The sequence below is a fragment of the Anditalea andensis genome (assembly GCF_000714815.1).
Classification (GTDB): Bacteria; Bacteroidota; Bacteroidia; order Cytophagales; family Cyclobacteriaceae; genus Anditalea; species Anditalea andensis.
This window is the reverse complement of sequence record NZ_JMIH01000067.1, coordinates 1-947: the sequence shown is the minus strand read 5'-3', so window position 1 is coordinate 947 and position 947 is coordinate 1. Positions and strand designations below refer to the sequence as shown.

General features: G+C 39.0%; 1 protein-coding gene. It reads left to right on the top strand.

The window, feature by feature from the left end; all coding sequences use genetic code 11:
* The first annotated feature begins 403 nt into the window (after positions 1–403).
* The gene (gene tnpA / locus EL17_RS22375) at positions 404–850 is read left to right on the top strand and encodes an IS200/IS605 family transposase (RefSeq protein WP_035080095.1); all 447 of its coding nucleotides are present in this window, start codon (positions 404–406) and stop codon (positions 848–850) included.
* Positions 851–947: the final 97 nt, after the last annotated feature.

Below are 947 nucleotides of genomic sequence, written 5' to 3'. Positions count from 1 at the left end.
GTTGCTACCCATGGGAAACAGGTATTCACCCTCCCCACGACCCCGGAGGGAGTCGAACTATATCGATCATCCAAATCCCATCCACAAATACCCCAAGTTCAACCCTTTTAGGGTTGCCTGAAATAGGTCATATGTTTATCACGGGTTTTACCCGTGGCTATTAAGGAGTTCGACAGCTTCACTGTCCGGAATAGGCCCCTGTGCCGCGGTCTTATCCATATCTCCACCTGTCTATCCCCGACCCCGATAGGGGTCAAACCTTTCAATAGCCATGGGTAGCCACCCATGGAAATTAACATGGGCCGTTCCCCCACGACCCCGGAGCGAGTCGAACATTACCAATTATAAAATATTTTACCGAAATTACATCATTATCATATTTCAACATTTACACCTTATTTTTATGAGCACCTATACACAGATACTTTATCATTTTGTTTTTTCAACCAAGAATCGGCAACCTTGGATAACTCCAGATGAAAAAAGAAGGCTATTTATGTATATGCACCAAACCCTGACAAACAAAAAATGTCATTTATATAGGATCAATGGTGTGGAAGATCATATACATATTTTAACACATTTACATCCTTCTCAGGCAGTTTCTTCCCTTATCAAAGACTTGAAATTATCAAGTAATCAATTCATTACAGAGGAAAGGCTCTTTCCAAAGTTTAATGGATGGCAGGAAGGGTATGGTGGATTTACAGAATCCATTAAAGATAAACAGAAACTTATAAATTATATTAAAAATCAAGAAGAACACCACAAAAAATTTTCCTTTTTGGAGGAATATAAAACAATATTAAATGAATATGAAATTGAATTCGATCCCAAATATCTGATTTAGGTTTTTAAAGGATGAAGCTATAGAAAACCTATCAATTTATCCCCGACCCCGATAGGGGTCAAACCTTTCAATAGCCATGGGTAGCCACCCATGGGAA